Genomic DNA, 22,235 nt, shown 5'->3' on the forward strand with positions numbered 1-22,235 from the left:
GTGCGCTGTGCGGCTGCTGAGCCACGTACGCCTGCCCCGCACCCGCACCCGCACCCGCACCCGAACCCGCGTGGCGCCCCCCGCCCGCGCCTGCGCCCGCACCCTGCTCAGTCAGGCTGATCTGGCCCGCCTTGATGGTGGCCAGGCGCGGGGCGCGGCGGGCGATGGAGGAGTCGTGGGTGACCATGACGAACGTCAGGCCGTACTCGTGCCACAGGCCCTCCAGCAGGCCCATGATGTCGTCGCGGGTGCCCTCGTCGAGGTTGCCGGTGGGCTCGTCGGCCAGCAGCACCTTGGGCTTCTTCACCAGGGCACGCGCGATCGCGACGCGCTGCTGCTGACCGCCGGACATCTCGGACGGCACATGCTTCAGCCGCTCCCCGAGGTTGACCGAGCGCAGCGCCTCCGCCGCCCGCTCACGGCGCTCGGCGGGCTTGATGCCCAGCGGGACCAGGGCCGTCTCGACGTTCTCCTGCGCGGTGAGCGTCGGGATCAGGTTGAACGCCTGGAAGATGATCCCGATCTTCTCGGCGCGCAGCCGGGTCAGCTTGGCCTCGCTGATCGCGGCCAGGTTCACACCGTCCAGTTCGACACTGCCCTCCGACGGGCGGTCGAGGCCGCCGATCATCTGGAGCAGGGTGGACTTGCCGCCGCCGGTCGGCCCCTGGATGACGAGCTGGTCGCCGTCCTCGATGGTGAGGTCGACGCCGCGCAGTGCCTCGACGGTCTCCTTGCCCCGTGTGTAGCGCTTGGTGACGCCGGTCAGTCTGTACATGGGTGCTCCATGAGTGAAGATCGAGAAGAAGGAAGAGAAGGGGTGGGGTGCCGCGTCCCGGGGGGAGTGGAAGCGGCACCCCTGCTCAGGGGCCGGGCAGCCGGGCGACCGGGCATCTGGGCAGCCTGGGGGCTGGCCGACTGGCCGACTGGCCGACTGGGCGACTGGGCGGCCGGGCGGCTGGGTGCCTGTCGGCTACGACACGCTCCGCAGCGCGTCCGCCGGCCGCATCCGCGACGCCCGCCAGCCGCCCATGGCGCCGGCGATCAGGCCGCCGGTGACCGCCAGGCCCACGGCGAGGGCGATGGTGGTCGCCGAGACCGGTGCCGTCAGGGCGATGTCCAGGGTGTTGGCCGTGGACTGCTGGCCGGGACCGCCGCCCCCGGGACCGCCCATCCCGCCGCCGCTGCTGCTGGAGCTGCCGAGCTGTGCGGTCAGGGTCGGGCTGATCATGGTGACCGTGTAGGCGGCCGCCAGACCCAGGCCGATACCGAGGGCGCCGCCGAGCAGACCGTTCACGATGGACTCGCCGACGACCTGCCGGGTCACCCTCTGGCTCGGCCACCCCAGCGCCTTCAGCGTGCCGAACTCACGCACCCGGCGCGACACCGCCGACGAGGTCAGCAGCGCGGCGACCAGGAACGCGGCGACCAGCACCGCGATCGACAGCCACTTGCCCACGCTGGTCGCGAGGTTGGAGGCGGTGGACAGCGAACCCGACACGGTGGACGCCAGATCGGCGGACGTGGTGACCGTCGTACCGGAGATGTTGCCCTGGATCTCCTTCTTCACGGTGGAGATCTGCTTGGAGTCGGTCGCCTTGACGTAGATCGTGGTGACCTTGTTCTTCACGTCACCCAGCGACTGCGCCTGCTTCAGCGGCAGAAAGACGTTCGTGCTGGACTCGCTGCTGCTGGGCGTGGCGATGCCGATGACCGTGAACCTGGTTCCGGAGATCTTGAAGGTCGAACCGACCTTGTACTTCTTGGTCTTGGCGTACGACTTGCTGACCACCGCGACCTTGCTGTTCGTCTGGGACGACGTGAAGGTCTTTCCGGAGGTGATCTCCATGGTGGCCAGCGGGCCGAGCTTCAGGTTGGTGACGTCGACGCCCGCCACGGTGTAGCTGTTGACGTTGAAGTCGGCGCCGCCGCCCTGCACCTGGGGCTGGCCGGTGCTGGCACCGCTGGGAGCCTGGCCCTGGCCCTGGCCCTGCTGCTGGCTGCTGCTACTGCCGCTGGAGCTCTGCGCCTTGCCCTGGGTGAAAGAGCCGTCGACCTTGGTGACGTTCAGGGTCAGGGCGCCGACCGCGCTCGCCACGCCCTTCTGCGCGGAGACCTTCTCGACCAGCGAGGACTTCAGGGTCTGACCGCCCTGCGTCATCACACGGTCCGAGCTCTGCGAGGTCTTGCTGCTGGACTTGGCGTCGAACTTGAAGCTCGGCCCCTGGGAGCTGCCGGCCTTCGGCGCGGACTGGGCCTTGGTGACCGTCATGTCGGTGCCGAGGCCGTAGAGCGACTTCAGGACTTTGTCCTGGGCCTGTGTCATGCCGGCCGACACCGAGTTGACGGTGATGACCAGCGCGATACCGAGCGCCAGACCCAGTGCGATGACCAGGGCAGCCTTCTTGCGGCGGCCCAGCTCGCGCTTGAGATAGATGCCAAACATCCCGTTCCTCGAAGGTTCTTGGCGCCCGCTGTGGGCGCGGCCACAAGCTATGGAGAAACCTTTGAGTCAGGCTGAGTAAAGGATGTGTCGCGGCTGAGAAAACGGGGTAGGGGATGACCTTTTCGTAAGACAGTCGATTCTTACCCTGTTGACGGCCTCCTGCCAGGAAACCCCTGTTGGATGCGGTGTACGGTCCCGGGATGCGCGATTCCTCTCCGCTCTCCCGGCGTGCCGTCCTGGGGCTCACGGCCGCCGCCCTACCCGTGGTCCCGGCAGCCCTCTCTGCCGGGGCCGCTCCGGCCTTCGCCGCGGGATCCGTGCCCGCCTCTGCCGCGGGTTCCGTGTCTGCCTCCGCCGCACGCTCGGTGTCCGCCTCCGCCGCGGGCTCGGCCCGGGCCGCCGCCACCACCGTGATCGGCGGCGCCCGGCTGGCCCGTACCGGCATCCAGGCGCTCGACACCGACGGACTGCCCAAGAAGATCACCGCCCGTGCCTGGCTGGTCGCCGACTGCAAGACCGGAGAGGTGCTCGCCGCCTGCAACGCGCACCGGCGGCTCGCGCCCGCGTCCACCCTGAAGATGCTGTTCGCCGACACGGTGCTGGAGAAGTTCGCGCGCACAGAGAAGCACACCGTGACCGACGCCGACCTCGCCGGCATCCCGTCCGGCTCCAGCCTCGTCGGCGTCAAACCCGGCATCACCTACACCGTCGAGCAGCTGTGGCAGGGCGTCTTCCTTCGCTCCGGCAACGACGCGGTGCATGTCCTCGCCCATATGAACGGCGGTGTCGCGCACACGGTCGCCCAGATGCAGGCCAAGGCCGCGGACCTCCAGGCCCTCGACACCCATGTGGTCAGCCCCGACGGCTTCGACCACCCCGGCCAGCTGTCCTCGGCCTACGACCTCACCCTCTTCGCCCGGCACGGACTGGCCGACGACGACTTCAGCGCCTACTGCGCCACCAGGACCGCCGACTTCCCGGCCGGGAAGAAGAAAACCTTCCAGATCCAGAACACCGACCGCCTCCTCACCGGCTCCTGGGGGCTGGATGTCTACGACGGGCTGATCGGTGTGAAGAACGGTTACACCAGCCATGCCGGCAACACCTTCACCGGCGCCGCCACCCGCGGCGGGCGCACCCTGCTGGTCACCGTGATGCACCCCACCAGCGGCAGCAACGCCGTCTACGAGGAGACCGCCGCGCTGCTCGACTGGGGCTTCGGCAAGGGGCGTTCGGCGCGGGCTGTGGGGACGCTGGTGGAGCCGCTCAGTGAGGGCGGGTCCACGGTGAGCCCGTCGGCGACTGCGGGGGCTTCGAGTGGGGTTGCGGGGGCGGCTGGCGCGGCCGGTACGTCGGGTGGCGGGGCGTCGGCGGGACGGGTGCTGGAGGGGGTTGCGGGGGCGGCGGTGCTGGTGGCCGGCGGGGCGTGGGTGTTGCGGAGGCGGGTGCGCGCTGCGGGGGCGGGTGCTGCTGGTGCTACGGCGTCTGCCGGTGCCGGTGCCGGTGCCGGTGCCGGTGCTGCGGCTGCGGAGGTTGGCCCTGCTGAGGCCGGTGTCGAAGGGGACGGTGCCTGACACGGCAGCGGCGTGGGTGGGGTGGGGTTTCGCAGCCCGGCGTTGGCGGGGTGCCGCCGCGCCCACCCGTGCCTCCCCCAAGCTCTTCGAGCAGGGGGGACCCCCGCAGCGGCACGATTGCCCGCGGCTAGCGCCGGGCTCGGACGGATGCGGCAGCCGTTCCACGTGCGCCGGTGTGTGCCTCGCGGTCCCTCGCGAGGCACACCCCCCACCCGGTGCCGTGGAACGGCTGCCCCCTCCCCCCTCGGTGTGGCTGGCGGAACGCCAGTGCTCCAACTGTGAAGCTCTGGTGTAGGAGAGTTGAGCATAAGCCCGCTATCGGGGGCAATGGTGCGGATGTTCAAATTCCGCTTGTGTAAGTTGACAAGTTGACGGTTTCCGGCCGCTCCTCGTCCGGATAGCGCACCCCGATGCGCTCCCGGAGCGCGTCCAGCGTGCGCATCACCGCGAGGGTGCCGTCGAGGGGGACGAGAGGCGACTCGGTCTCGCCCGCCCGCAGTGCGCGCATGACCTCCCTCGCCTCGTGCCGGAAACTGGTGCGGGGGCCGTCGGCCGGGTCGGCGGTGAACTCCTCCGGGTCACGGCCCGCGCGGTGCAGGACGAAGCGGTCGGCGTGGAAGAAGCCGTCGGGGATGTCGATGCGGCCGCGCGAACCGGTGACCGACGCCGAGGTCGCCGTACCGCCGACGATGGAGCAGTGCACCGAAGCGAGAGCGCCGCTCTCCCAGGAGAGCAGTGCTCCCGTCTGGAGATCGACGCCCTCGTCCGAGAGCAGTGCTCTCGCGGTCATGTCCGACGGCTCCCCCAGCAGCAGATGGGCGAACGACACCGGATACACGCCCAGATCCAGCAGCGCGCCCCCGCCCTGCGCCCGGTCCCGCAGCCGGTGGGCCGGAGGGAACGGCCCCTCCAGGCCGAAGTCCGCCTGCACGGTGCGGATCTCACCGATCGCCCCGTCCGCCACCAGCGCCGTCAGCCGACGGATCACCGGGTTGCAGTACATCCACATCGCTTCCATCAGGAAGCTCCCGTGCTCCCGCGCCAGTGCGATCAGCTCCTCCGCCTGGCGCACATTCAGCGTCAGCGGCTTCTCGCACAGCACATTCCGCCCGGCCGCCAGGCACATCCCCGCCGCCGCCCGGTGCGCCGCGTGCGGGGTGGCGACGTAGACGACATCGATGTCGTCGTCCGCCGCGAGGGCGCCCCAGTCGCCGTACGCCCGCTCGACCCCGAACCGGTCCGCGAACGCCCGCGCCGACGCCTCCGAACGCGAACCCACCGCCACGATCTCCGCGTCCGGCAGATCCACCAGATCCGCCGCGAACGCCGCCGCGATCCACCCGGTCGCCAGGATCCCCCAGCGCACCTTCCGCTCCGTCATGCCGGACCCCACCCTCACTCCTGACATCGACACTGTGTTCGAACTGAGAGCATAGGTCCGGAAAGAGCCGCGGCAAGACCGCAGAACCGGAGAACCTGAGAGGGAGTGACCGCATGCCCGAGGGCGGGACGCCACAGCCGTACGACTCCGCTGTGCGGCACCGCCGTACCGGACTGCTCGTCACCCTCGTCCTCGGCGGTCTCACCGCCACGGGCCCGCTTGCGACGGACATGTACCTCCCGTCGCTGCCCGAGGTCACCCGCTCCCTGCACGCGCCCGCCGCGACCGTGCAGCTCACCCTCACCGCCTGCCTCGCCGGCATGGCGCTCGGGCAACTGGTGGTCGGCCCGATGAGCGACCGGTGGGGCCGCCGCCGCCCGCTGCTGACCGGCCTCGCGGTCTACGTCCTGGCGACCGTGCTGTGCGCGCTGGCGCCGAACGCGGAGTTCCTGGTCGCCGTACGGCTCACGCAGGGACTCGCGGGCGCCGCCGGGATCGTCATCGCCCGTGCCGTCGTCCGCGACCTCTACGACGGCCTCGCCATGGCCCGCTTCTTCTCCACCCTCATGCTGGTCTCCGGCGTCGCCCCGATCGTGGCGCCGCTGATCGGCGGACAGATCCTGCGGGTGACGGACTGGCGGGGCGTGTTCGCCGTCCTCGCCGCCGTGGGGCTCGCACTCGCGGCACTGGTGTGGGCGCGGCTGCCCGAGACCCTGCCGCCCGACCGGCGGCACTCCGGGGGCATGCCCCACGCCCTGCGCTCGATGCGCGGCCTGCTCGCCGACCTGCCCTTCACCGGCTACATGCTGACCGGCGGCTTCGCCTTCGCCGCGCTGTTCGCATACATATCGGCGTCCCCTTTCGTGGTCCAGGAGATCTACGGCGCCTCACCGCAGACCTTCAGCCTGCTGTTCGGGATCAACTCGGTCGGGCTCGTGATCGCCGGGCAGATCAACGGCAGGGTGCTGGTCGGCCGGGTCCGTCTCGACAAGGTGCTCGCCGCCGGTCTCACGGTGATCGTCCTCGCGGCGACCGCCCTGCTGCTGATGGCGACCGGCGCGCTCGGCGACACCGGGCTCGGCCCGTTCGCCGCCGCGCTGTTCGTCCTCATGTCGGCGATGGGCCTCACCCTCCCCAACGCCCAGTCCCTCGCCCTGCTGCGCACCCGGCAGCACGCCGGATCCGCCGCCGCGCTGCTCGGCACCTGCTCCTTCCTCGTCGGTGCGGTCGCCTCCCCGCTCGTCGGCGTCGCGGGCGAGCACACCGCCGTCCCGATGGCCGTCGTCCAACTGGCGGGCGCACTGGTGGCACTGGCGTGCTTCGTGGGAATGTGCCGTCCCTGGAACGAACGGGACACTGAACGGCAGACCGAACGGGACAACGGCGAAGGACCCGTGCGGGCCGTCGAACGGACCGGCGCGCGACGGGACGCCGTCCGGAGCCTGGGGGAGGACAGCTGAGCACGCCGAGACTGCGCAACGACACACCGGAGCGGGCCGGACTCGACCCCGGCGGGCTGAGCGGGCTCGTCGCCGAGTTCCACGCCCTCACCGCCGGGGAACGGCCCTGGGCGGCGGGCGCCGTCGTGGTCGCCGGACGCGGCCCCGTCCTCGCCGTCGAGGAGGCGTCCGGGTACGCCGTCCGGTACGCGTCCTACGACCCGGAGCGCGACCGGGGCGTCGAACTGCCGGACGCCGAACGGGTCCCGGCGACCGTCGCCACGCCCTTCGACCTCGCGTCCCTCACCAAACTGTTCACCGCGGTCGCCGCCCTGCAGCAGATCGAACGCGGCACCCTCGGTATCGACGCCTGCGTCGGCGACTACCTGCCCGACTTCCAGGCCGCCGCCCGGCACGGCATCACCGTACGGCAACTACTCACCCACACCTCTGGGTTGCGCCCCGAACTCCCGCTCTACGACTGCCCGGACGACGCCGCCCGCCTCGAACTGCTGCGTGCCGAGCCGCCGAGCGCGCCGCCCGGTGCGTACTGCTACTCCGACCTCAACATGCTGCTGCTCCAGTACGTCCTCGAACGTGTCACCGGCCGTGGGCTCGACGTCCTGATCCGCGACGGCATCACCCGGCCGCTCGGGATGACCGCGACCGGCTTCGGGCCCTGCCCCGGCGCGGCGGCCACCGAGGACCAGCGTCGGCCGTGGGCCAAGGCGGACCGGGGGATGCTCCGAGGCGTCGTCCACGACGAGAACGCCTGGGCGCTGGACGGGGTCGCCGGACATGCCGGGCTGTTCGGCACGGGCCGCGACCTCGCCGTCTTCTGTCGCGCGCTGCTCGCCGGGGGCTCCTACGGGCCCGCCCGCATCCTCGGCGCCGACTTCGTGGAGCTGATGCTGGCGCCGCCGGGGCTGGGGTTCGCCGTCGACCAGCGCTGGTTCATGGGGGAACTGGCGGGGCGGAGGGCCGCGGGGCACACGGGGTTCACGGGGACGTCGCTGGTTCTCGACCGGGGAACCGACACGTTCCTGGTGCTGCTGGCCAACGTCGTGCATCCGCGGCGCCGACGGCCGGACAGTACGCCTCGCGCTGCGCTGGCTACGCGACTGGCTCGGGCGGTTCGGGGCACCTAGCGGTGGGCGGGCTCTTGTCGGGTGCGGGTGCGGATTCGCCGATGGCGGGTGCGGGTGCGGGTGCGGGTGCGTTGTGGCTGGTCGCGCCCACGCGGCGGAGCCGCACATCGCCTCAGCCCCGCGCCCCTGGGGGGTTGCTGCCGGCGTCGGCTGTATGGCTTGCCCAGCCGCCCAGCCGCCCAGCCGCCCAGCCGCCCAGCCGCCCAGCCGCCCAGCCGCCCAGCCGCGGAAGCGAGCCGCAGCCCGAGAGGCCGCCTGAGGAGCCGGGTTTCCACGAGTGGCTCGCGCCTCACGCGCAACTCATGGCCCGCCCGGGAGCCGTGATCGATTGTCAGTGGTGGGTGAGACGGTAGGTGCATCGGGCCGGGAAGACGGCCGGAGAGACGGGGAGACGCCATGTCCGGAACCCAGAACTACATCAATCATGTTGCTCTTGTACTGGATGCCAGTTCGTCCATGTCCGGCCTGAGCCGGAAGGTCGTCGAGGTCGCCGACCAGCAGATTGCGTATCTTGCCCGCCGGTCGAAGGAACTGGACCAGGAGACCCGCGTCACCGTGTACGTGTTCGCGGACAAGGTGGAGTGCGTCATCTACGACAAGGACGTGCTGCGGATGCCGTCCTTGAAGCAACTGTACCGGGCCGGTGGAATGACCGCCCTGCTGGCGGCCACCCTGAAGTCGCAGCGGGAGCTGGCGCAGACCGCTCAGCTGTACGGCGACCACAGCTTCCTGACGTTCGTGCTGACCGACGGACAGGAGAACGCGAGCCATCGCTGCCCGGATGCCCCGACCAGGGATCCGCAGGTACTGGTGACGGCCGTGACCAAGATGATCGACACACAGCAGGACAACTGGACGCTGGCCGTCCTGGTGCCGGACCAGATGGGCAAGCGCGAGGCCATGAACTGCGGCTTCCCGAAGGACAACGTCGCCATCTGGGACGCCACGAGCACACAAGGTCTGGAAGAGGCCGGGCAGGTCATCCAGCAGGCCACCGAGAAGTTCATGATCGGCCGCACCAAGGGCATTCGGGGATCGCGAGCGGTGTTCTCCACGGGCGCCGAAGCGGTCAACGAGAACACCATCAAGGCGGCCGGCCTCACCCCGGTCGATCCGTCCGCGTACGAGCTGATCGCGGTGGCCCGCGACGCGGCCATCCGGGAATGGGTCGTCGAGAGCGGGCACACCTACCGCACCGGTGGCGCGTTCTACCAGCTGAGCAAGTCGGAGAAGATCCAGGCACGGAAGCAGATCGCGGTCCTGGAGAAGAAGACCGACCGGATATACACCGGGCCCGAAGCCCGAGCCCCGCTCGGCCTGCCGAACGAGGAAGTACGCGTCAGGCCGAACCACAATGACGGCTACACGATCTTCGTGCAGAGCACCAGCGTGAACCGGAAGCTCGTACCGAACACAAGGCTGCTCCTCATGCTCTGACAGGCTGGACGTGGGTGCGTTGTGGCTGGTCGCGCCTGAGAGAATCGCATGGTGAACGTGTCTGTGCCTGCCGATGAGACGACCGCCGCCACCCTGCGTGCCGCACTCGACGCCGTGCTCGACGGGGTGCCGCCCAGGCAGGCGGCTCAGGCGGTGGACAGGCTGATGGCCGCCTACCGGGGGGACACCCCCACCGCCGCCCCCATCCTCCGCGACCGCGCCGACGTCGCCGCCTACGCCGCCTACCGGATGCCGGCCACGTTCGAGGCCGTCCGCGCCGCACTGGGCGCGTTCGCCGACGCGGTGCCCGAGTGGGTGCCCGCGAGTCACGTGGACGTCGGCGGTGGGACCGGTGCCGCGACCTGGGCGGTCAGTGCGACCTGGGGCGGGACGCGGCCGGTGACCGTGCTCGACTGGGCCGAGCCCGCTCTGGCGCTGGGCAGGGAGATCGCCGCCGCCCACCCCGCCCTGCGCGACGTCCGCTGGCAGCGCTCTCGTATCGGAGCGGCGATCGATATCGAGAGCACTGATCTCGTCACGGTGTCGTACGTGCTCAACGAACTCACCGAGTCCGACCGCACTGCCCTCGTCGACGCCGCCGCGGCCGCCGCGCAGACCGTGGTGATCGTGGAGGCCGGCACCCCCGCCGGGTACGCCCGCGTCATGGAGGCCCGCGACCACCTGATCGCCGCAGGCCTCCGCGTCGCCGCACCCTGCCCGCACAGCACCGCCTGCCCCATCGAGCCCGGCTCCGACTGGTGCCACTTCTCGGCCCGCGTCAGCCGTTCCTCCCTGCACCGCCAGGTCAAGGGCGGTTCCCTCGCCTACGAGGACGAGAAGTTCAGCTACGTCGCCGCCACCCGCATCCCGGCGACCCCGGCCGCCGCACGCGTCGTACGGCGCCCGCAGATCCGCAAGGGCCAGGTGCTGCTCGACCTCTGCGGCGCCGACGGGCGGCTGGAGCGGCGGACGGTCACCAAGCGGCACGGGGACCTCTACCGGGCGGCGCGGGACGTGGACTGGGGCGACGAATGGGGCGACGGGCGAGAGTAGGGGGAAGCCCCCGGGTCGCTCCTGGGGTGTTCCTGGAGTGCTCCCGGGCCCTGCCGGGAAGTTGCTCCCGGGCCCTGCCGGGAGTTTGTGGAGCCGCCCACTCGACGGCCCCCCGCCACCCCCGCCCCGCACCGCCTTCCGTCCCTATATAAGCTGACATGACCGCCGATCCCGGCCCTGGTGGATCTCGCCCCTCCTGCCCCGGATGTGGGCTCCGGTCACTGGGAGGACGGGAAGGTGGGAGCATGGGGGTGCTGTCCGTGATTCGGCGGGCGGCCAGCGTGGCGATCGGCGAGGCGGAGGGGATAGATGAGCGCGACGTTCGGCGGCCGGGGCGGCCGGCAGGGCAAGCTCACCCAATGGCTGCGTGGACGCCGCCCCAAAGTCGCCGCCGACGAAGGCGGCCGTGAAGCCCTGCTGCTCGCCGTGGCCGCCGCCGGTCTGCCGCTCGCCCCTGCCGCCTACCCCGATGGCCCCCTCTGCTCCTGCGAGCGGGTCGGCTGTCCCACCCCCGCCCGGCACCCGGTGTCCTTCGCCTGGCAGACGCAGTCCACCACCGACCGCGCCCAGATCGAACGCTGGGCCCGACACCAGCCGCTGGCCAACTTCATCACCGCGACCGGCATGACGCACGACGTCCTCGACGTGCCCCTGCAGGCCGGGCGGGAGGCGCTGGCGCGGCTGGATGCCGCCGGTGTCGAGGTCGGCCCCGTGGCCGAGAGCGACGACGGACGCCTGCTGTTCTTCACCCTCACCCGCGGTACCCCCGAGGACGAGGATGAGTGGTGGCCGTGCGAGCTCGACTGTCACCCGGAGACCATGGAGGACCATCCCGGCCTGCGCTGGCACTGCCGGGGCTCCTACGTCCTCGTACCCCCGGCCCGGCTGCCCGGCGACGACGAGCGCGCGGTGCGCTGGGTACGCGGCCCCGAGCACGCCCTGCCCGACCCGCTGAGCCTTCTGGAGACCCTCACCGACGCCTGCGCCCGCCACGTCGGCGAGGAGTCCGACCCGGCCCCCGCCTGGCCCCTGCGCCGCTGAACCCCGCCACCCCGCCACTCCGCCACCCGCAGCCGGCCGGGCCACAGAGCGACAGGGTCACGCACCCTCGGCTGCCGTGAGCCCCTCGATACGCCCCAGCACGGACACCTTCGGGGCGGTGGCGCCCTTCGCAGGGTCGAGGGCCACCTCGTTGGAGACGAACGTCATCGTCAGCGACTGCCTGATCTCGCCCTTCGTCAGCGCCCGCACGGAGTCGCCGGGGGTGGGCACGGTGGTGCCGGTGGCGGCGGTCTGCTTGGCGTAGTAGCGCGTGGTGAAGAAGACGCACGCGCCGCCGTCCGCGGTGCGCAGCGCGAGCGGGGCGTAGTCGCCGCCGGTGAGCGGCTCGTCGAGGTACTGCGTCGCCAGCCCCGGCTTGCTGGCGGCCTTCGCGCGCAGTGAGCGCCAGCCGTCGGTGTGGGCGCCGGACGCGAAGGTGTCGCCGCCCTTCTGGAGATACGTCGCGTAGTCCTGGCTCAAGTCCCGTGGGGCGACGGCCAGTTCGGTGGAGGCGGCGGGTACGGCCTCGGCCCAGCCGTCCTTGTCCTTCTTGAACTCCGGTACCTTGCCCGGCGCCACGAGCGTCAGATACGCCGCCTGCCAGGGCTCGTCCAGGGAGTCACGGGTGAAGACCAGCAGCCAGCGCGAGTCGCCGCCCTTGTTGCCCCTGGCGTCGGCGAGGAACCAGCGCGGCCAGCCGGCCTTCTTCGGGATGGTGTACGTCGCGTCCGTCAGCGTCAGCGGGGTGTGCGAGGCGTTGCCGTTCGGGCTGTTGATGTGACCGGCCTTGAGACGGGCGCCGTCGATGTCGGCGAGCGCGCCGGTGACATGACCGGCGTCCAGTGAACTGTCGTAGGCCTCATCGGCCTTGTTGTAGGCGGCGGTGAACTCCCGCAGCGCCACGGCGGCTTCGGCGCGGGTGGTGGCCGGGAGCACCTCGCGCTCGCCGTGCACCACCACGCAGCCGCTCGCCGTGAGCGACAGAGCGGCGAGCGAGGCGGCGAGGAGCGCGTTCCGGCCGGTGGTCCTGCTGCCCCCGCGGAGCACGGCGGGGTGCGCGGCGGCAGCCCTTCCACGGCGGTCAAGTCCGCTGTCCCTGGTGGTCATCGGGTCCCTTCACCCTCCCCTTCCCGGAGGCGAACCCTACCGGGAAGAGGAGGGCGGCGGACGCCGTACCCACACACCGCGATGCCCATAGCGGTGGCTTCGCGGCCTCAGACCTTGTCGCGTACCTCGGCCGTCGGCGGCGGCACCGGCTGGGATCCGCCGCGGCGTACGGCGAAACCGGAGGGCGCGAGGAACAGCGCCAGCGTCGGGACCAGATACGCCAGCCACACCACGGCCTGGAGCACGGTCGGGTCGGGCTGGAAGTTGAACACGCCCTTCAGCAGCGCGCCGTACCAGCTGTCCGGCGAGACGGTGCCGCTGATGTCGAAGGCGAGGCTGGTCAGGCCGGGGATCCAGTCCGCCTCCTGGAGGTCGTGGACGCCGTAGGCCAGCACACCCGCCGCGACGACGACGAGCATGCCGCCGGTCCAGGTGAAGAACTTGGCGAGGTTGATCCTCAGGGCGCCCCGGTAGAACAGCCAGCCCAGCAGTACCGCGGTGGCCAGGCCCAGGGCGGCGCCGATCAGCGGGCGCGGGGTGCCGTCGCCGGCCGCGTGGACGGACGCCCAGACGAACAGGGCGGTCTCCAGGCCCTCCCGGCCGACGGCGATGAACGCGGTGGCGACGAGGGCGCCGGTGCCCATGGCGAGGGCGGCGTCGAGTTTGCCGTGCAGTTCCTTCTTCAGGTGCCGGGCGGTGCGCCGCATCCAGAACACCATCCAGGTCACCAGGCCGACCGCGACGATGGACAGCGAGCCGCCGAGGGCCTCCTGGGCCCTGAACGTCATTTCCTGGGAGCCGAATTCGAGGACGGAGCCGAAGCCGAGGGAGATCGTCACGGCGGCGGCGATGCCGATCCAGATCGGCCTGAGGGCGTCCCTGCGGTCGGTCTTGACGAGGTACGCGATGAGGATGCAGACGACCAGGCTGGCCTCGAGACCTTCGCGCAGGCCGATCAGGTAGTTGGAGAACACGGGCTACGCCTCCTCGGTCAGCAGGGTCCGGCCCCACCAGTCGTCCTGGTCGTGGACACCGGGCGGGACGGCGAAGACCGCCGAACCCACGTGCTGGATGTACTCGTTGAGCGCGTCCTTGGCGGACAGCTTGCGCTGGAGCGGGATGAATCCCTCGCGCACGTCGCGCATGTAGGCCAGGAAGAACAGGCCCGCGTCGAGGCGGCCGAGGCCGTCGGTGCCGTCGGTGAAGGAGTAGCCGCGGCGCAGGATGGTGATGCCGTTGTTGGCGTCGGGGTGGGCGAGACGTACATGCGCGTCGGGTTTCATGGCCTTCAGGAACGGTTTGTCGTGCTCCTTGGCCCTGCCGACGGGTGCGCCCTCGCCCTTGTCGCGCCCGAACACGTCCTCCTGCTCCTGGAGCGAGGTACGGTCCCAGGTCTCGATGTTCATGCGGATGCGCCGGGCGACGAGATACGACCCGCCGGTCATCCAGGCGGCCCCGGGGGCGCCGTTGTCCTTGTCACCGACCCACACATGCTTCGCGAGCCGCCCGGTCTCGGTGCCCGCGATGTTGCGGGTGCCGTCCTTGAACCCCATGAGGTTGCGCGGGGTCTGCGCGTCGGGCGTGGTCGACGAGGTCTTGCCGAAGCCGAGCTGCGACCAGCGGACGGCGACCTTGCCGAAGCCGATGCGGGCGAGGTTGCGGACCGCGTGCACCGCGACCTGCGGGTCGTCGGCGCAGGCCTGGACACACAGGTCGCCGCCGGTGCGGGCCTTGTCGAGGTTGTCGCCGGGGAAGGCGGGCAGGTCGGCCAGGGCCTCGGGGCGCCGCCCGGACAGCCCGAACCGGTCGAACAGGGACGGCCCGAAGCCGATCGTCAGCGTCAGCCGTGACGGTTTGAGGCCCAGTGCCTCGCCGGTGTCGTCCGGGGGAGCCTCGGCCAGACCGCCGTAGGCGCCCTCGCCGACCGCCCTGCCCGCGGTCATCCGGCGGGCCGCCGCCGTCCAGTCCTTCATCAGCTGGACGAACTCGGCGCGGTCGTCGGTCTTCACATCGAACGCGGCGAAGTGCAGCCGGTCCTGCACGGGGGTGGCGATACCGGCCTGATGGGCACCGTGGAAGGCGATCGCGGCGCCGCCGTCGGCGGCGGCCGGCTCCATGTCGTCCCCGGCGCGGGCCACCGCGACCGCGCCCCCGGCCGCGGCGGCGCCGAGTGCGATCCCGGCACCGCCCCAGCCGATCAGCGCACGCCGGGAGGGAGCCGCACCACGGGTCTGCGGACCGGCGGAGGCGGAGTCTGGCGTAACCGTCATGTCCCTGTCGCTCCTGCTCGTGTCACTTCTGGTCACTTCTGCGTCGCTACGGCGGCGGCGAGCTTGGACAGCGGCTCGGCGAGGGCGTTGACCGCGTCCGAGAGGGCCTTGCGGTCACCGGCGCCGACCGTGTCGTAGGAGACGAAGGCGTACGAGTCCTTGCCGGTCTTGTCCGTCCCGTCCGTCTTGTCCGCGCGGTACTTGTCGAGGAGCGTGTTCAGCGCGGTGAACTGCTTGTCCAGCTCGGTGGTGAGGGCGGCGTCGTTCTCCTTCGCCACCGGCTTGAGCAGCTCGTAGGCCTTCTGGGCGCCCTCGACGTTCGCCTTGAAGTCGACGAGGTCGGTGTGCGAGAAGGCCTCCTCCTCGCCGGTGACCTTGCCGGTGGCGACCTCGTCGAGGAGTTCCTTGGCGCCGTTGGCCATGGAGGTCGGGGTGATCTCGGCCTTGCCGACCCGCTCCTCCCAGTCCTCCAGATCGGTGACCAGCCGGTCGGCGAGCGTCTTCTGCTCGGCGCCGATCTTCTTGTCCTTCCAGAGGGCCTTCTCCAGGGTGTGCCACCCGGTCCACGTCTGGCCGGACTCGAGGTCGGCCTCGCGCAGATCGACCTTGGGGTCGATGTCGCCGAACGACTCGGCGACCGGCTCGGTGCGTTCCCAGCCGATGCGGGAGGGCGCGTACGCCGCCTTCGCCGCGGCCAGGTCACCGGCCTTGACGGCCTTCACCAGGGTCTTGACCTCGGGCAGTGTCTGCTCGGCCTCCTCCTCGACATAGGTGCGGTAGGCGGCGACGGCCTTGTCGAGCCGGGGGTCGCGCTCGGCGACGCTGCCACCGGTGACCGTGAGCTTCTGCCGGATGCCGTGGCCCTTCATCCCCGGCCGGCAGGCGATCTCGTACGCCCCCGCCTTGACCTCGGCGGTCAGCGTGTACTTGGTACCGGGTCCGATGTTCTCCTTCTCCGACACGATCCGGTCGTCCGGGAAGAGAATCTCGACCTCGGTCGCCTTGGAGCCCTTGTTCTCGATCTTCAGCGTGACGTGCCCGGCCGGTACGGACGTGGCGGAGGTCGTGCACTTGGAGTCGGCGGCCGTGACCTGGACGGCGTCGGCGCCTTCGGCGGTGCTCTTCTGGGTGCAGCCGGTGACGGCGGTCAGGGCCGCCGTGGTGACGGCGGCGGAGACGACGGTGAGTCGTGCGGCTCGCATACGGGCTCCGGAAAGTGCGGTGTCGGGCGCGCGGAGCGGCCCGCGCTGGTGTGGTGAGGCTTGCCTAACTTATCTGAGGCTCACCTTACTGATACCCGTCCAATCCGTGATTCAGCTCTCATCGGCGCCGCATGAGCACGGCAGGGTCACGTCGACCAAAACCGAACCCCATGAAACGGTAAAGTGCGGGTCAAGTGCCCAGGGAGGTGTCCGTTTCCGTCTCCCCGCGCGGCCGAAACCCGACGTACGGCGCACAGGCACGCACGGAATCGCACCCCGGGCGCCCACGCGACCGGAACGCACCGCCGCCGGTCGATGCTTCAATGCCTCCGTGACTGAGTACGACGTGCTGCGCGTCTTCTGCGCGCCGAACGGTGGCTACGGCAATGAACTCGGCGTCGTTCGCAACGGATCGCTGATCCCCGGCCAGGCCGAGCGGCAGGAGTTCGCGGCGAAGCTGGGGTTCAGCGAGACGGTGTTCGTAGACGACCCGGAGCGCGGGGCCATCGACATCTACACCCCCACCCTGCGCCTCCCCTTCGCCGGGCACCCCTGCGTAGGCACGGCATGGCTGCTGGACGTGCCGGAACTGGTCACTCCGGCCGGGGTCGTAGGGGCCCGTCTGGACGGCGAGTTCAGCTGGATAGAGGCGCTCCCCGAATGGGCCCCGCCGCGCACCCTGCGCCAGTACGCCACCCCCGCCGAGGTCGAGGCCCTGCCCGTCCCGCCGCCCGGCGAGTGGATCTACGCCTGGGCCTGGCAGGACGAGGCCGCCGGGCGCATCCGCGCGCGGGCTTTCCCCGGCCGCGACGACGGCATCACGGAGGACGAGGCCACCGGCGCCGCCGCCCTCCTCCTCACCGACCGCCTGGGCCGCGCCCTGAACATCACCCAGGGCACCGGCTCCCAACTCCTCACGGCACCCCAGCCGGGGGGCTGGGTGGAGGTCGGGGGCCGGGTGTACCTGGAGCGCTGAAGCCGACGCCGGGGCGCGGCTTCGCCTCGGCCGTCTGCGCACCGGCGGCGCGCTGACGACTGCAGGCCCCGGCCTTTCGGAGTCATGGGCGTGCGGTGGCGTCTGGGCGAACCTAGCGTGCCCATGTGGGCACCGTTCGAAGTCGAAGCCGTCGGGCACAGGCCCGTCCTTAGCCGAAGGGTGCGCCTGTGCTGAAGAAGATGCTGGTCGCGCTGGGGATCGTGCTGGTTGTGCAGAGCTTGTTCGCCCTTTGCCTGATCAGCGCGCTGCAACTCCTGGCCCCCCGCAATATGCCTTTCGGGGTGACCGGTGCCTCTCCAGTCGTCAACGCGGTGACGTCGAAGGTGTCGCTCCAGACGTTCAGCTATGCGGATGAATCCGCGGTGCTGGACGCCATCGATCAGAGCAAGCTCTACGGTGCGTACCTTCCCGGAACTGCGGGCGACAAGCTGATCGTGGTTCCCGCCAAGAGCTTCTTCGGCCAGGTGGAGTTGGAGGCCGACTTCGTAGAAGCGGCGAAGAAGCTCGGTCGGCCACTCTCGGTGCAGACGGTCAAGCCGCTGCCCCAGAGCGACCGCCTCGGGGGAGTCGCCGGCCTGCTCCTCCTCCCGGTCCTCATCGGCGGCTACCTGGCGGCTGTACTCCTGCAGAAAATGACGAGGACCGCGGCTGCCCCCTGGCGCGTGACCACGCTGGTCGCCTACTCGGCCGTCGGCGCCCTGGTGACCGACTTGATCGCCGGGCCCGGGATCGGCGCCTTCTCCAACAGCCACTTCTGGCCGCTCCTGCCGTGCCTCTTCTTCGTGACCGCTGCCGTAGCGCTGGCTGCCGCAGCCCTGCAAAGACTCATCGGCGGACTCGGCACCCTGCTGGTCGTCGTGCTCTTCATCATCGTGGGAGGAGCCTCCGCGGGAGGAAGCGGGCTGAACATGCTGCCCGTCTACTGGCAGCACATCGGTGTCGTGCTCCCGCCGCAGAACGCTGTCACCCTGTTTCGCAACGTGCTGTATTTCGGCGGAAACAACATCACCGCGCCCTGCGTCATCCTCGCCGTGTACACACTCGTCGGAGGCCTCGTCATCAACCTCCTGGGCTGGCGGTCTTTCAGGACGAAGTCCTCGCCGGGCACGCACGCCGCGTCCCGGACCCCGCAGTCCGACGCCTCCGGCAGATCGCTGCTCGTCCGGGTCCTCGTGGCGCTCGCCATCGCGGGAGTCATGCAGTGCCTGTTCACTGCGAACTACACCAGCTCCGGCCACTCACCGGTGGCAACGGACCTCCCGGTCGGCGTGACAGGAACATCCCCCGTACTGACCGCCGCCCAGAAGAACATCTCCCTGAAGGTCCATTCCTACAAGGACGAAGCGGCCGCGAAGAACGCGATCGACGAGGGCAAGATCTACGGAGCACTTGTCCCGGGCTCCTCCTCGAACACCCTCATTGTCGTACCGACTCTCAGCGACGTGGCGCCCCTGGACCTCGCCGTCAGTTTCGAGAAGGCCGCGAAGAGCGTGGGACAACCGCTCACGGTCACCCAGTACGCACCGCATCCCCTGGCGAAGAAAGACCCCTTCGGCTTGGTCGTATCGCTGATGATGGTTCCGTTGTTCATCGGCGGTTACATGAGCTCGACCATGCTCCGCACCGTGACCGGGACACCCACAGGACCCTGGCGCGTGGCCACCCTCGCCGCGTACGCGGTGCTCGCGGCACTCGTGATCGACCTCATCGTCTGCTACTGGCTCCAGGGCATCCCCGCCGGGAAGTTCTGGATCACCTGGCCCATCCTGTCCCTGGTCATGGCGGGCGTCGCCTTCGTCGCTGCCGTCCTGCAAAAGCTCATCGGCGCCGCCGGGACACTCGTCACCGTCATCGTGGTCATGCTCTTCGGCAATCCCTCCTCCGGCGGAGCCAACGGCGTCCCCTACCTGCCGGGCTTCTGGCGGGACATCGGCCCCTTCCTGCCACCGCGCAACGCCTACATCCTCCTCCGGAACACGATCTACTTCGACGGCCACGGAACCACGCAGGCCCTCACCGTCCTCCTGGTCTACCTGGTCATCCCCGCCGCGGTCCTCAGCCTCCTCGGCTGGTTCCGCACCCCGCAACTCCCGATCACCCCCCAGGCCGAGGCCGAGGCCGCCGCCGTCGCGGTGCCGGTCGGCGCCCTTCCCTGAGGGGCAGTCAGGAAACGCCCTTGCGCAGCGACGCCATGAGGCAGTCGAGGTCCCCGCGTGCCGTGTACGTGCGGATCGGGTCGATGTAGTCGCGTGACTCGATGATCTGACCGTCCCGTACACGCATGACGAAGACGCAGGGCACCTTGGCCTTGGAGTCGTCCGGCAACATGAACTCGTAGGCGAACTCGGCGACGATCACTTCAGGATCGGCGGTCTCGTGAACGACGACATCGACGACACTTCTCTTCGGCAAGGACTCCCGAACTTCCGGCGGCACCGTGAAGTGCTCCCGGAGCGCACGCCGACTCGTCAACGGCTCGGACTCCGGCGTAGCCATCGGATGCCGGACATCGGTGACCTCGCCGTACAGGTCAGGCAACTCGCTCAAGTTCCCATCGGCGACCCCATGAACAAGCCGGAGAAACACCTCGCGCGGACTCAGACTCACAAGACCTCCCCAAGTGATACGCACGGTCAGTTAACGATCATTATCGCCTGATGTGGGCCGGTCTTGCGGACTGTTTTGATCAGCACACGTTTCTGTTCAGCGATGCAGCGCGCACCATCCGCAGGACCTACTGCCGAAGGAGGGACGAGGTACCGACCGGTGAACGCACTGGCCCCGAGTGATCCCCAGGAGCATGATGGCCGGGTGATGTCACTGGGGCAGCGGCGGCGCAGGGCGCGGGAGGAAACCGCTCGTTTCGATGGGCAGTTGACGGTGTTCGGCGAGATGCTGGCCGGGCATCCGTTCGCCACGGATCGTCCGGGCAGCACGCATGTGATGGCCGTCGAGTTCGCCCGCGCCCTGGACGCCTATGAGAAGGCCACATTGGAGGCCGTCCGTGACCCGGCGCTCGCGAGACGGGAACTGGACGAGGGCCTCGCGGCGCTGAACCGGCTCAACGCCCATCTCGTCGGAGCGGCGCCCACCGAAGCGGGGGCGGAGGAGGAGCGGGACCGGAGCGCGCAGGACAGAACGCCGAGGATTCGTGCTCCGAAAGACCGCGAGGCAAAGGGCGAGCGGCGAACGGAGCGGCGGCCGACCGGGTCGGCGATCGACAGGGCGTCGCGGGCATTCCCGCGCTCCGGGGCTGTGCAGCCGTCCGGGCGGGCCGGTACGGCCGGTTCCGGGCGGCCCGACGTGGGCGACCGGGCGAAGCCGCGGCTGAGGGATCGTTACACTCCGGGGCAGTTGGCGCTGAGGGCAGGTCTCCTGGCTGGGGCCGTCTACTGTGTGGTGGTGGGCTTCATGGCCGGCTGGACGGTGGCGGGCATCTGTCTCCTCATGACGTACGTCGGGGTGGGGCTCGCGGCTGGCGGGCTCATCATCAGCGCGGTGCCGATCGTCCAGATCCGGGGCGCTATCAAGGGACGTCGGGTCGAGGCCGAGTACGTCCGCACCGAGAAGTCCTTCTCCCGCGGCGACCCGTGGGAACAGCGCTACGTCCACGTGGACGGCGACGGCCGGGAGTTGACCTATCGGCGCGGGGTGCCCAGCGAGTCCCTCGCGCCGCTGCCGAAACGTCGGCTGTGGCTGGTGGAGGGGAGCGATCCCAAGCTGATCACTTCCATGGACCTGTTCCTCACTCCACTCGTGCTGATCATCAGTGTCCCCCTCCTCCTGGGCGGAACCGCGTTCACCCTGACCGCTGTTCCGGGCGCGCTGATCTGGGCGTTGACGGGGCATCACTGGCAGTGAACCCCATGGAGATCGTTTCACCGCCATCCAGCGCGTGGGGTCTCAGCCGAGGTGCGCAACGAAGGCCCGCCAGGCATTCCGGGTGAAGGGAATCACCGGCCCGGTGGGGCTTTTGCTGTCGCGGACGGGGGCGAGGGCAGCGATGCCGTGGGCGAGTTCGAGGCACTCGCCCTGGCCGCCGCTGTAGCTGCTCTTGGACCATATAGCTTCGGCCAGGGTGGAGGTTGTAGAGCCTTCGAGGTTCATGCAACGAACTCCTCAGCGGTGCGGCGGATGAGTGCGAGCGATTCCGTCGGTGGCAGCGCCACGGTGCGCGCATCGTCGAAGAGGGACCGGTAGTAGGTCACTTGGGGCTCCTGCTCCATCCAGAGGTTGCCTGTGGGCATCTCTGTCAGCACGAGTTCCTGCGCCGTCTCCTGAGGAAAGCTCATCAGCAAGTACGGGCCGAACATACCTGAGTGTGCCCCGCGCGAGAACGGCAGGATCTGGACCGTGACGTTGGGGCGCTCGGCCATGGCGATCACATGGTTCAGTTGCGTCTGCATCACATCCGGTCCCCCGACCCGCTGGTGGAGCACGCCTTCGGCCAGCACTGCCCAGAACGACAGCGACGTTTCACCGGTGAGCCGTTGCTGCCTGGCGACCCTCACCTGAACGAACTGATCGATCTCCGTGGACGACTGCCACGCGCGCGACGCAACGGTCACAGCGCGGCTGTATTCCGGAGTCTGGAGCAGCCCGGGGATCAATTGAGCTTGGAATGTTCTGATTTCCCGACAGATTGACTCCATCTCGATGTAGTCCTTGTATGTATCGGCCAGCACGCCGCTGTACTGGTGCCACCATCCCTCTCGACGGCGTCGGTTGGCCGTTCTGGTGAGACGGGTGAGCCGCTCGCGGGTCTCGGGATCGTTGACCCCGTAGGCAAGCAACAGGGCCGCCACGTCCGGCGTGCGCACCACAACTCGGCCGTTCTCCATACGGCTGATCTTGCCCTTGGTGCAGTCGAGCGCCTCAGCGGCTTGAGCGGTGGTGAGGCCAGAGGCCTCGCGATGGCGGCGCAGCTCATCGCCCAACTGCCGCCCCAGGACGGTGGAGGGGCGATCGGTCGTAGCTCGAGTGTTCATGCCTACCTTTTAGCAGAGACGTATATCTCCGAATTCGGGTCTCACTCGAAAGGATGAGATAAGCCGCGGATTTCTTGCGCAACGTTGCGAGGTCGATTCGGGTGCGGGCAGCCTGTGGAATGCGTGCCCCGTCGGGAGTTGTGCCGGGAGGGGTT

Annotated in this window: 18 protein-coding genes and 1 pseudogene; 9 read left to right on the top strand and 10 right to left on the bottom strand. The window is 69.9% G+C overall.

The features are described from left to right. Window positions 1-103 precede the first annotated feature (103 nt). Both ACSYGN_RS29715 and ACSYGN_RS29720 read right to left on the bottom strand, forming a co-directional pair. A pseudogene (locus ACSYGN_RS29715) lies at window positions 104-775 on the bottom strand (ABC transporter ATP-binding protein); the annotation flags it as partial. A 195-nt stretch (window positions 776-970) separates the two neighbouring features. Then, entirely contained in the window at window positions 971-2,443 is a 1,473-nt protein-coding gene (locus ACSYGN_RS29720) for an ABC transporter permease (protein ID WP_460400967.1), read from the bottom strand. 200 nt (window positions 2,444-2,643) lie between these two features. Between ACSYGN_RS29720 and ACSYGN_RS29725 the strand changes: the two genes are divergently transcribed. Next, window positions 2,644-4,017: a D-alanyl-D-alanine carboxypeptidase family protein gene (locus tag ACSYGN_RS29725; protein WP_460400969.1), complete on the top strand. Its 1,374-nt coding sequence runs from the start codon at window positions 2,644-2,646 to the stop codon at window positions 4,015-4,017. Window positions 4,018-4,357: 340 nt separating this feature from the next. On the opposite strand, the gene ACSYGN_RS29730 is transcribed toward ACSYGN_RS29725, so the two are convergent. Then, entirely contained in the window at window positions 4,358-5,398 is a 1,041-nt protein-coding gene (locus ACSYGN_RS29730) for a Gfo/Idh/MocA family protein (RefSeq protein WP_460400971.1), read from the bottom strand. A 113-nt stretch (window positions 5,399-5,511) separates the two neighbouring features. Here ACSYGN_RS29730 and ACSYGN_RS29735 point away from each other — a divergent pair, with 113 nt between their 5' ends. The 5 genes from ACSYGN_RS29735 (at window position 5,512) to ACSYGN_RS29755 (ending at window position 11,516) form a co-directional block, all read left to right on the top strand. Next, a complete protein-coding gene (locus ACSYGN_RS29735) occupies window positions 5,512-6,858 on the top strand; it encodes a multidrug effflux MFS transporter (RefSeq protein ID WP_460400973.1) in 1,347 nt (448 codons plus the stop codon). Continuing rightward, window positions 6,855-7,985, top strand: a complete 1,131-nt coding sequence (locus ACSYGN_RS29740) for a serine hydrolase domain-containing protein (protein ID WP_460403819.1) — start codon at window positions 6,855-6,857, stop codon at window positions 7,983-7,985. The genes ACSYGN_RS29735 and ACSYGN_RS29740 overlap by 4 nt, the downstream gene beginning before the upstream one ends. Window positions 7,986-8,381: 396 nt before the next feature. Then, entirely contained in the window at window positions 8,382-9,422 is a 1,041-nt protein-coding gene (locus ACSYGN_RS29745) for a vWA domain-containing protein (RefSeq protein ID WP_460400975.1), read from the top strand. A 48-nt stretch (window positions 9,423-9,470) separates the two neighbouring features. Next, entirely contained in the window at window positions 9,471-10,475 is a 1,005-nt protein-coding gene (locus ACSYGN_RS29750) for a small ribosomal subunit Rsm22 family protein (RefSeq protein WP_460400977.1), read from the top strand. A 309-nt stretch (window positions 10,476-10,784) separates the two neighbouring features. Next, window positions 10,785-11,516: a bifunctional DNA primase/polymerase gene (locus ACSYGN_RS29755; protein ID WP_460400979.1), complete on the top strand. Its 732-nt coding sequence runs from the start codon at window positions 10,785-10,787 to the stop codon at window positions 11,514-11,516. A gap of 57 nt (window positions 11,517-11,573) precedes the next feature. Here the strand turns inward: ACSYGN_RS29755 and ACSYGN_RS29760 are convergent, their stop codons facing one another. The 4 genes from ACSYGN_RS29760 to efeO form a co-directional block, all read right to left on the bottom strand. After that, a complete protein-coding gene (locus tag ACSYGN_RS29760; RefSeq protein WP_460400981.1) occupies window positions 11,574-12,623 on the bottom strand; it encodes a hypothetical protein in 1,050 nt (349 codons plus the stop codon). Window positions 12,624-12,730: 107 nt separating this feature from the next. After that, on the bottom strand, window positions 12,731-13,597 hold the full coding sequence (gene efeU, locus ACSYGN_RS29765) for an iron uptake transporter permease EfeU (RefSeq protein ID WP_460400983.1): 867 nt from the start codon (window positions 13,595-13,597) through the stop codon (window positions 12,731-12,733). Between the two features lie 3 nt (window positions 13,598-13,600). Continuing rightward, the gene (gene efeB / locus ACSYGN_RS29770; RefSeq protein WP_460400985.1) at window positions 13,601-14,893 is read right to left on the bottom strand and encodes an iron uptake transporter deferrochelatase/peroxidase subunit; all 1,293 of its coding nucleotides are present in this window, start codon (window positions 14,891-14,893) and stop codon (window positions 13,601-13,603) included. A gap of 32 nt (window positions 14,894-14,925) precedes the next feature. Next, window positions 14,926-16,095: an iron uptake system protein EfeO gene (efeO, locus tag ACSYGN_RS29775; protein WP_460400987.1), complete on the bottom strand. Its 1,170-nt coding sequence runs from the start codon at window positions 16,093-16,095 to the stop codon at window positions 14,926-14,928. A 331-nt stretch (window positions 16,096-16,426) separates the two neighbouring features. On the opposite strand from efeO, the gene ACSYGN_RS29780 reads away from it, so the two are divergent. After that, window positions 16,427-17,071 carry a PhzF family phenazine biosynthesis protein gene (locus ACSYGN_RS29780; RefSeq protein ID WP_460400989.1) on the top strand — a complete coding sequence of 215 codons (645 nt, stop codon included), beginning with the start codon at window positions 16,427-16,429 and terminating at the stop codon, window positions 17,069-17,071. Between the two features lie 188 nt (window positions 17,072-17,259). After that, window positions 17,260-19,248 (top strand): ABC-2 transporter permease, encoded by a 1,989-nt coding sequence (locus ACSYGN_RS29785; protein ID WP_460400991.1) that lies wholly within the window; start codon window positions 17,260-17,262, stop codon window positions 19,246-19,248. A gap of 7 nt (window positions 19,249-19,255) precedes the next feature. On the opposite strand, the gene ACSYGN_RS29790 is transcribed toward ACSYGN_RS29785, so the two are convergent. Then, entirely contained in the window at window positions 19,256-19,723 is a 468-nt protein-coding gene (locus ACSYGN_RS29790) for a nuclear transport factor 2 family protein (protein ID WP_460400993.1), read from the bottom strand. A 135-nt stretch (window positions 19,724-19,858) separates the two neighbouring features. Here ACSYGN_RS29790 and ACSYGN_RS29795 point away from each other — a divergent pair, with 135 nt between their 5' ends. Further along, window positions 19,859-20,953, top strand: a complete 1,095-nt coding sequence (locus ACSYGN_RS29795) for a hypothetical protein (RefSeq protein ID WP_460400995.1) — start codon at window positions 19,859-19,861, stop codon at window positions 20,951-20,953. Between the two features lie 42 nt (window positions 20,954-20,995). On the opposite strand, the gene ACSYGN_RS29800 is transcribed toward ACSYGN_RS29795, so the two are convergent. After that, entirely contained in the window at window positions 20,996-21,199 is a 204-nt protein-coding gene (locus ACSYGN_RS29800; protein WP_460400997.1) for a DUF397 domain-containing protein, read from the bottom strand. Next, window positions 21,196-22,080, bottom strand: a complete 885-nt coding sequence (locus tag ACSYGN_RS29805) for a helix-turn-helix domain-containing protein (protein WP_460400999.1) — start codon at window positions 22,078-22,080, stop codon at window positions 21,196-21,198. The genes ACSYGN_RS29800 and ACSYGN_RS29805 overlap by 4 nt, the downstream gene beginning before the upstream one ends. Window positions 22,081-22,235 lie beyond the last annotated feature (155 nt).

This window comes from Streptomyces sp. YIM S03343 (genome assembly GCF_054729195.1).

Bases quoted from the DNA above. Each gene is read 5' to 3' on its own strand.
- ACSYGN_RS29725 (WP_460400969.1), top strand. From the start codon at position 2,644: ATGCGCGATTCCTCTCCGCTCTCCCGGCGTGCCGTCCTGGGGCTCACG.
- ACSYGN_RS29800 (WP_460400997.1), bottom strand. From the start codon at position 21,199: ATGAACCTCGAAGGCTCTACAACCTCCACCCTGGCCGAAGCTATATGG.
- ACSYGN_RS29720 (WP_460400967.1), bottom strand. From the start codon at position 2,443: ATGTTTGGCATCTATCTCAAGCGCGAGCTGGGCCGCCGCAAGAAGGCT.
- ACSYGN_RS29750 (WP_460400977.1), top strand. From the start codon at position 9,471: ATGGTGAACGTGTCTGTGCCTGCCGATGAGACGACCGCCGCCACCCTG.
- efeO (WP_460400987.1), bottom strand. From the start codon at position 16,095: ATGCGAGCCGCACGACTCACCGTCGTCTCCGCCGCCGTCACCACGGCG.
- ACSYGN_RS29730 (WP_460400971.1), bottom strand. From the start codon at position 5,398: ATGACGGAGCGGAAGGTGCGCTGGGGGATCCTGGCGACCGGGTGGATC.
- ACSYGN_RS29805 (WP_460400999.1), bottom strand. From the start codon at position 22,080: ATGAACACTCGAGCTACGACCGATCGCCCCTCCACCGTCCTGGGGCGG.
- ACSYGN_RS29755 (WP_460400979.1), top strand. From the start codon at position 10,785: ATGAGCGCGACGTTCGGCGGCCGGGGCGGCCGGCAGGGCAAGCTCACC.
- ACSYGN_RS29760 (WP_460400981.1), bottom strand. From the start codon at position 12,623: ATGACCACCAGGGACAGCGGACTTGACCGCCGTGGAAGGGCTGCCGCC.
- ACSYGN_RS29735 (WP_460400973.1), top strand. From the start codon at position 5,512: ATGCCCGAGGGCGGGACGCCACAGCCGTACGACTCCGCTGTGCGGCAC.
- efeB (WP_460400985.1), bottom strand. From the start codon at position 14,893: ATGACGGTTACGCCAGACTCCGCCTCCGCCGGTCCGCAGACCCGTGGT.
- ACSYGN_RS29745 (WP_460400975.1), top strand. From the start codon at position 8,382: ATGTCCGGAACCCAGAACTACATCAATCATGTTGCTCTTGTACTGGAT.